The 7,847-nt window shown below is 65.6% G+C and carries 4 protein-coding genes and 5 pseudogenes; 2 read left to right on the plus strand and 7 right to left on the minus strand.

What is annotated here, in order from left to right; translation table 11 throughout:
* A pseudogene (locus tag ACWD1Z_RS35845) lies at positions 1-1,074 on the minus strand (IS3 family transposase); the annotation flags it as partial.
* Positions 1,075-1,187: 113 nt separating this feature from the next.
* On the opposite strand from ACWD1Z_RS35845, the gene ACWD1Z_RS35850 reads away from it, so the two are divergent.
* Positions 1,188-1,319, plus strand: a complete 132-nt coding sequence (locus tag ACWD1Z_RS35850; protein WP_451124864.1) for an FKBP-type peptidyl-prolyl cis-trans isomerase — start codon at positions 1,188-1,190, stop codon at positions 1,317-1,319.
* 85 nt (positions 1,320-1,404) lie between these two features.
* On the opposite strand, the pseudogene ACWD1Z_RS35855 reads toward ACWD1Z_RS35850, so the two are convergent.
* Positions 1,405-1,659: pseudogene (locus ACWD1Z_RS35855) on the minus strand (transposase); the annotation flags it as partial.
* Between the two features lie 33 nt (positions 1,660-1,692).
* Complete coding sequence (locus tag ACWD1Z_RS35860) at positions 1,693-3,105, minus strand: IS701 family transposase (protein ID WP_451124858.1); 1,413 nt, start codon at positions 3,103-3,105, stop codon at positions 1,693-1,695.
* 470 nt (positions 3,106-3,575) lie between these two features.
* Between ACWD1Z_RS35860 and ACWD1Z_RS35865 the strand changes: the two genes are divergently transcribed.
* Positions 3,576-3,908, plus strand: a complete 333-nt coding sequence (locus ACWD1Z_RS35865) for a hypothetical protein (RefSeq protein ID WP_451124860.1) — start codon at positions 3,576-3,578, stop codon at positions 3,906-3,908.
* A 315-nt stretch (positions 3,909-4,223) separates the two neighbouring features.
* Here ACWD1Z_RS35865 and ACWD1Z_RS35870 read toward each other — a convergent pair.
* From ACWD1Z_RS35870 to ACWD1Z_RS35885, 4 genes and pseudogenes are all read right to left on the minus strand, one after another.
* Positions 4,224-4,333 (minus strand): annotated as a pseudogene (locus ACWD1Z_RS35870) (IS5/IS1182 family transposase); the annotation flags it as partial.
* 79 nt (positions 4,334-4,412) lie between these two features.
* Positions 4,413-4,514: pseudogene (locus ACWD1Z_RS35875) on the minus strand (IS5-like element IS4811 family transposase); the annotation flags it as partial.
* A 74-nt stretch (positions 4,515-4,588) separates the two neighbouring features.
* A complete protein-coding gene (gene ltrA, locus ACWD1Z_RS35880) occupies positions 4,589-6,358 on the minus strand; it encodes a group II intron reverse transcriptase/maturase (RefSeq protein ID WP_451124862.1) in 1,770 nt (589 codons plus the stop codon).
* A 649-nt stretch (positions 6,359-7,007) separates the two neighbouring features.
* Positions 7,008-7,733: pseudogene (locus ACWD1Z_RS35885) on the minus strand (IS5 family transposase); the annotation flags it as partial.
* Positions 7,734-7,847 lie beyond the last annotated feature (114 nt).

Below are 7,847 nucleotides of genomic sequence, written 5' to 3' on the forward strand. Positions count from 1 at the left end.
GTGCGGAAGGTGGCCTCGTAGGTGATCGGGCTGCGTTGTCCGAGGCGGGAGTGACGGCGTCGGACGTTATAGCGGTGCAGCCATCGGAACGCGTCGAGTCGGGCCTCGCGCTCGTTTGACCAGCCATTTCATCCCTTCAACGTCTCTCTCTTGAAGCTTGCGTTGAAACTCTCCGCGGCGGCGTTGTCCGCGCAGCTGCCGACCGCGCTCATGCTCTGGAGGACGCCCGCCCGGCGGCAGGCGTCGGCGAATGCGGCGCTCGTGTACTGGGCTCCGTGGTCCGTATGCATGATCGCCCCGTTGAGGCTGCCGCGGGTCCATTCCGCTGCGGCGAGGGCGTCGGTGACGAGCTCGGTTCGCATGTGGTCGGCGATCGCCCAGCCCGCCAGCCGGCGTGAACACAGGTCGATCACGGTCGCGAGATAGCAGAATCTCCCGCCGCCGACGGGCAAGTACGTGATGTCGCCGACGTACTTGGTGTTCGGGAGCTCGGCGGTGAAGTCACGGCCGATCCGGTCCGGGGCCTTCGCCGCGGCCGGGTCCGGAACAGTGGTGCGGTGCCTGCGGCGCAGGCGGACTCCGGCCAGGCCGATGCCGCGCATGACACGCGCGATGCGCTTGTGGTTGACCTCTGGTCGGCTGCCTGGCGGGCGGCGCGGTCGACGGCGGTCTTGCGCCAGTAGTAGAAGCTCGATCGGGCGATGCCCAGGATCGTGCACAACCGCTTCACGCCGAACCGGCGCTGGTGATCTTCAACGAACAGGCAGCGGTTCACCAGCGCGTCTCCGTCGCGAAATACCGGGCCGCTTTGCGCAGGATGTCCCGCTCTTCCTCGAGTTCACGGACCCGCTTGCGCAAGGCGGCCACCTCCGCCGGGTCCGACGCCGGCGCGGCCGGTTGGACCGCCGAGTGCGAGCCCGGACGTCGCCCGTCGGCGGCCCGTATCCAGTTGCGCAGCGTCTCGGTGTTCACACCCAGATCGGCGGCGACCGACTTGATCGTCGCTCCCGGCCGTGAGCGGGACAACGCGACCGCGTCCGCCTTGAACTCCGCCGGGTAATGCTTCATCCCCACGGGGACTCCGTTCTCCCAGATCCTCAAGATCCAGTGTCTACGGTGTCCAAGATCCGGGGTCAACGCCCGTCGTCGGCCTCGACAACCTCATCAAAGGACTCGACCGGGCACTCCTGGGCGCCAAGGTTGGCAGCAGACTGTTGATCGTCGTACCCCCGACGCTCGGATACGGCTCCCAGGATAAAAGGGAAATCCCCGCCCGGTCCACACTGGTTCTCGTCGTTGACGTCCTGGCCGCGACCTGAATACAGTACCGAGCGTCCAACAGAGCGGCGCATACCCTACAGCGGCCTCGACCCTCGCCAGCATCAGAAGCTCGCGCGACGGCGCGACTTCGACGTCGATGCCGAGGGTGGCGCCGTGCTCGACGACGGCATTCTTGAAGCCGGTGTCGACCCAACTCTTTGAGATGGTCGGGTACATCTCCTTCGCTTGGTCGAGGAGGCGGATTCCCAGGGCGTTCTCCGAGAGGCCGGCGGCGGTGACGGTCACGGCGAGTATGAGGCCGATCGTGTCGGTGAGGATGCCCCGCTTCCGGCCTACGATCTTCTTCGCGGCGTCCGTTCCCTGGCTGGTCAGAGCCACTTACCGGTAGTTCGTTAAATTCGGCGGTAGAGGTCAATGCCGTGTCCGGTGGTGACCTCGTCGATCAGGGCCTGGAGCTCGGAGGGTGGGTCGGTGTCCGTCCAGGCTCGCCACCATCGGTTGAGGGTGACGGCGGGGGTCAGCCAGGAACGGATGGCCCGTAAGGCCCTGGGCCAGCAGGGCAGTTGGGGTGGGTGGGGTTCGGTTGGTCCCCCTCTCTGGCCCCTCGTCGGGGCACGGGTCCGGCGCGGTGGCGTCCAGGTGTCCAGGTGGGGCGAACCACTGGTCCCAGCAGAAGGAGAAGGCGCAGTTGACCAGGGCCTGGTGGCGGCGGATGGCGCGGTCGGAGCGGACTTGGAAGTCGGCCCAGCCGAGTTCGTCCTTGATCTGTTTGTAGCTCTGCTCGATCCACGGCCGCAGGCCGTAGAGGCGGACGATCTCGGCCAGGTCGGCGGGCGGGTGCGGGCTGGCGGCGGCGGCGTGGGGTGCGTCCGGGTGGGGCAGGTTGGTGGCCAGGTACCAGGTGGCCTTCTCCGGCAGCCGGGCTGGGTCGGTGGTGGCCACGACCAGACGGCAGGGCGAGTCGGGACCATAGCCGCCCAGTCGGGCATCGGCGGCCCACCAGCTCTCGGTGTGCCCGTCACGGAAGTGACGCTCCACGGGCGTCCAGTCGCCGGGACGCCTGGCATCACGCCAGGTCAAGGTATGGGCGGCCTCGATAGGAGTGTGCGGCTGGCCGGCCGGAGCCCAGGTGCCGCGGTGCGGCTTGAGCGCCACCACATAGGCGAGGCCGGCCTCGCGCAGTGCGAAGTACCAGTCGTCGCTGACGGAGTAGGCGCAGTCGGCGACCACCGCCCGGCAGCCGAAGCCCGCTTGCTTGCCCTGGGCCGCGAGGTCAGCGGCCAGCTGGGGTTTCGTGCGGAAGGCCGGGTCGGACCGGCCGCGGGGGAAGTGGTGGGCAGGGGTGTAGGGGTGCGCGTGCAACGGGTAGTAGACGCGGCCGTCGGTCCACACCGTGGTCACCGTGACGATGCCGTTGTCGGTCTTGCCCAGCCGGCCCAGCCACTGCCGGCCCACGTGCGCGGTCGCGGTGCCGTCCTTGCGGTCCCCGGAGTCGTCGATCACGATGACCCCGCCGTCGTGCGGAGCCGTCGCCGGCTCCTCGCGCAGCAGTTCAAGCCGCCGGTCGTTGATCTGCTCGGCCTCCCAGGGCGACTCGGACAGGAAGAACTGCAGCCGCTGCACCCCCGGCATCCCCGCACCCGCCACCGGCTCCGCCCCGGCCAGGCAGGTGATCGTCTTGTTCCGCTCCCGCGGCGCCAGCAGCCCGGTCAGATACTCACGAAAACCCCGCCGCTGGGCCAGGCTGAAGAAGAGGTCGTCGAACCGGGCCGCGTAGTCCTCCAACGGCCCCGGCGCGGGCGGACACGGACGGCGAGCAGTCATCTTCAGCCCTCAGCACGGCAGTTGGCTCCTATCACCGGCCTACGACCAACTCGACCCGTCGTCAACCCACACCACCGCCGGATTTAACGAACTACCGGTAGCGCCGGGGGAGCGCTCGGCCTCGCGCCCGATGCGGGTCTGTGTAGCGAACGGCCCTGTCTCACATTCGGTGGTGACGGAGCGTGCTGTTATCCGAGGAGGATGCGGTGCCGGAGCAGGGTGAAGCCTGCTCGTCCGTGCATCTGGCGCGCGATCCGTTTGGTCTTGGAACCTGTTTCCGAAGACGTGTTGGAAATTGGCCATCTTGGTTTGAGCCGTGTGCGCCCTTCGTGCTTCGCCTCTCTCGCCCCATCAATCGTCCGGTGTCCCAGATGTATAGGCGTGTCTTGTGCGGCTCCAGAAACACAGGCACTGTCGTGCTGCCCTGCCGAGACCTCGCCCGGGCTCCCCCCCAGTCGAAGGAACCTGCCATGACCCGTCGTTTCATATCCGGCCGCCTCGCGGCCGCAGCCGTCCTGCTCGCTGTTCCCGTCCTCGGCGTCGCCGCAGCCACCCCAGCAGCCGCGGCAGAGTGCAATGGGGTGCAGGTCACGGGCAACATCTCCGACAAGCTGTGCATAGCGATCGGGGAGAACAAGGTCCTGCTCGACAACAGGCTCAAGGCGTCCAATGTGCTTACGTCCAGGCTCGAACTCGGGGTGGACTACGCCATAGGGCAGGACTTCACCGTGACGCTCGAGCCGGGCGCCGAGGTGGAATTCGATCTCAGCGGTGTGGCCACGGTCAGCGTAAAGGCCGGCTGACCACGAGTCGGGCAGATTAGCGGCCCCGTACAGGACGTCCTGGCGCCCTCGTGCAGGGGCGCCCGCCTACGTTGGGGTGCTCCGCCTCGCTCGTAAGGCTGCAACACAGAATTTCGGGTGTGCTCCCTGACGTAGAGGAAATACGCTGTCCCGGCTCGTTCTGCCCCCTGTCGGAGGAGGAGGGTGGGGTAGGACGTTCCGGCCGTGTTAGTTCCCCTCCGTAGCCGGAGCAGTTCGACCGTGGGTGTCGGCATCGCGGGAATGCGCCGGCACTCACGGTAAGTGGTTGTAACAGGGCCCTGGAGCATGCCCGCTGCCGGTGCCCTGGTAGCCGCGTCGGCGATCGTCGGGGCTCCGCGGCAGGCGCGGTCGACGCCGGATTCGGTGTAGGCCCGGCAGTCGTTGCGGTGTTCGTGCAGATTCAGAAGCTTTTTCTGCACTTCGTGCCTGCTCAGGGGCGTGATCGTGGTGCTGGGGCGCCGTTCAGACAGCTCGTGTGAACTGCTCCTGGGTGGCTGTCGGCTTCGGCTGACGGCGGGTGAGCCGGCGGGTCATGAGCGTGATCGCGGCCCAGGTGATGAGGCTTTCGCTGTGCTGGACCAGTCGCGTCGGGTAGCGGGGGCGCATTGCTGCGTCCCCGCCCCCTCAGAACCGTGCGTGCGTCTCTCGACGCACACGGCTCAAGCAGGCCGCGAGGGCTGACACTGCTCTCTCCGGTGATCACTAGCGTGGTGCTGCTGGTGACAGGCGGTGTGTCGGAGTTCCAGGTTCTTCAACTCGTCGGAGCCACCTGCACGCCGGTAGACGACGTGGTGCACGTTGAGCGCACGCGAAGCGGCCGAGAACCAGTTCACCCAATCGTGAACGTCATCTGGTTGATACTCGGCTCCTTCAATCAGGTCCAGACCGCATCCGGCACAGAGTCCCCGTTGCCGTGCGGCTAGCGTCAGGACAAGCCTGCGCTCGGCCGACGGCAACTTTCTTTTGCTGATTCTCTGTTGCCAGTATTCCTGCATCGCGGGGTCGTCCTTTGAGGCATTGGAGCGAACCGCTACGTGCCGGATGATGCGTGTCCATTTGAACTTGTGGAGATAGTACTGGCCGGAGCCAAATACCCACTTGTCCCTGCTCCTAGGTCGGTGCTGACCCCAGTAGTGCCTACGGATCCACACACGGCCTTGGTTCTGGTGTTCCCGGACTGCCCACCGCCATAGGGTGATGAACATGTACCGGTCCAGATTGCCGAAGGTGTCGGATGCGCAGGACCCTCGGTAGTAGGTGGACCATCCTTTGACAAGGGGGCTCAGCTCGGCAATAAGCGCTTTGGCTGGTGCACCCCTCTTGGAGCGGACAGTCTCCCTGATCTTCCCTCGGACCCTTCGCACGGCTTCCTGGCTCGGGCGCGCGAGGACTTTTCCGTCGCGATACCGGCGGAAGTTGAACCCCAGGAAGTCGAATCCTTCATCGAGATGGACCACACGGGTCTTTTCCTCGTTGAAGGCGAGTCCTCTGGGACGCATCCATTCTGCCAGCTCGTCTCGGATCCTCACTGCCTCTTCCTTCGTGTGACAGAGCACGACGAAGTCGTCGGCGTACCTGACCAGTACCGGAGTTCCCATGACGGACCTTTGCACTCCATTCCTGAAGGTTTCCGTCCGTACTCCGGCGGCCGTCTCCATCCCGTGGAGAGCGATGTTCAACAGCAAGGGGCTAACCACTCCGCCCTGCGGGGTTCCTTCCTCGGTTGGAGAAAAGCGCCCGTCTTCCATCACTCCCGCTTTAAGCCAGCCATGGACAAGTTTCCTGGCGGGGAACTGCCCAATGGCGGCCATCAGGTGATCGTGGTCGATGCGATCGAAGGCGGATGCAAGGTCAGCGTCGAGGGCCCACAGTCGCCGCGCATTTCGCTTCGCGGTGACACTGTGGATCGTCTCCATCGCGTCCTGGCATCCACGTCCGGGGCGGAAGCCGTAGCTCCTGCCGTCGAGCCGGGCTTCCCACTCGGGCTCCAGCGCGTTCTTGACGCGCGCCTGGTGGACGCGGTCCCTGATCACGGGGATGCCGAGCGGTCGCTTCTTCCCATTCGCCTTCGGGATGTACACACGTTTCACCGGTTGGGCCTTGAGTCCTGATTCGGCATCAATATGCCGAGCCAGGCGCCCCCTTGCCAACGGTGTGAGGGCCCTCTCTCGGTCCACGCCGGCGGATCTCCTGCCTGAACTCTGCTGTGTCACTCTCCGCACACTTTGCAGTGTGTTGGAGTGTGAGCGCAGCATGAGCTTCTGGAGATTGCGGACCTTCTTGAGGTCCCCTTGCTGTGCAGCCTTGAAGATTCGTTGACGCAGTCGCCTTACTTCGCCATCCACCTTGGCCCACTCAGTTTCATGCCAGGCGGCAGCATCGTCCACGGCTCCGTTCCGGGCGAGGTTGTCTCTGGGATTCAATCCCATGTTCTTCCCCTCCTTGTCTAACTTGCACCGCGGTTCGGGTTGTGCTCGCTGTTTCTTCAAAGGCCCACCTGACCCGCGTGGGCTCCCTTTCGGGTCCGGGCATCAGCCTGGTATCCGCTTGGTTATGGCCAGCGGCGGAGAGTGCCGGTGTCTGGCGTTTCCCACGAGCTTTCGCTCTAGCGGCATTCGCTTCTCGGGTCATCCTGTTCCCGCAGCGGAGTTGGGCCTTCGTTACCGTCGGCTTACCGTCTCCGGACCGCTACGGGGTTTCCATGTTCCACTTCCTCAAGTCCCGTCCAGGTAGGGTGCCCTCTATAGCCCGAGGCCGTGGTGACCACCTCCGGACTTACGAATACCCGGAGCACGTGACGCCTCTCAGCGTCCGGCCTTGTCGTCGCCGAATTCTTGCCACTGCGACGTACGCGTTACGGACCGTGCAAACGAGGGTTCGCGGTGTCTCACCCTTCTGAACTTTCCCTGGTCTGTGTGCTGCGGTGGCCCGCAGATTCCTTGGACCTTCTCCTCCGGCTCAGCACCACGGCGTTACCGCCATCGCACCCGGAGTCGGGAACCGACTGTGGTCACTATCGGGGCGGGTTCCTTCTCTCCTTTCTTCCCGCCACTTGTTAGAAGTGGCTTTCATGTCGCACTCGTAATCACGGGCGTGACGGCGGGCGTTCATGACCCAGGCCAGCGACCGTTCGACGACCCAACGTCGCGGGATGATCACGAATCCAGAGGCGTCCTTGGGGCGGCTGACGGGCTTGATCGTGAGGTTCAGATGCTTCTTAGCCCAGGCCACGAGCTTGCCCGCGTAGGCGGAGTCGGCCCAGACGATCGTGATCTCGGGGTGCATGAGGCGCAGGCGGAACAGGACTTCCTTCGCGGCCGCGGAGTCGTGGAGGTCGGCGGGAGTGACCATCACCATCAACGGCAGGCCGCGGGTGTCGACGACGAGGTGCCGCTTGCGGCCGTTGATCTTCTTCCCGGCGTCGTAGCCCCTGGACTCGGAGGTGACGGTCGAGGCGGCTTTGACGGACTGGGAGTCGATGACCGTTGCGACCGCCCGAGGGCCTTTGCCCAGGTCACGGCGGATGCGGGCGGCGAGCGCGTCACGGATCTGTCCGATGATCCCGGCGGCCGCCCAGCGGGCCATGAAGCCCCAGACCGTGCGCCAGGGCGGGAAATCGGCGGGCAGTGCCCGCCATTTGCAGCCCGTGTCGACGACGTAGCGGATCGCGTCGACGATCTCGCGGCGAGGGTGCTTCTCCGGCCTTCCGCCCGTGGGTGTTTCGCAGGCCGGCGGAGGAAGAAGCGGTTCGATCAATGCCCACTCGGCGTTCGTGGTGTCCGAGGGATAGAGGCGTTCACGCATGTCAGGGCCTGCAACATGACGGTGGGGTGTGGGCCGCCCCAGGGCCGGCCCACCCCACCAATCAGGACGGTTGGGTGGGGGGTTTTTGTTTTGGATGGTGGGTTTTAGGTGGTT

It is taken from the genome of Streptomyces sp. NPDC002784 (genome assembly GCF_053592135.1).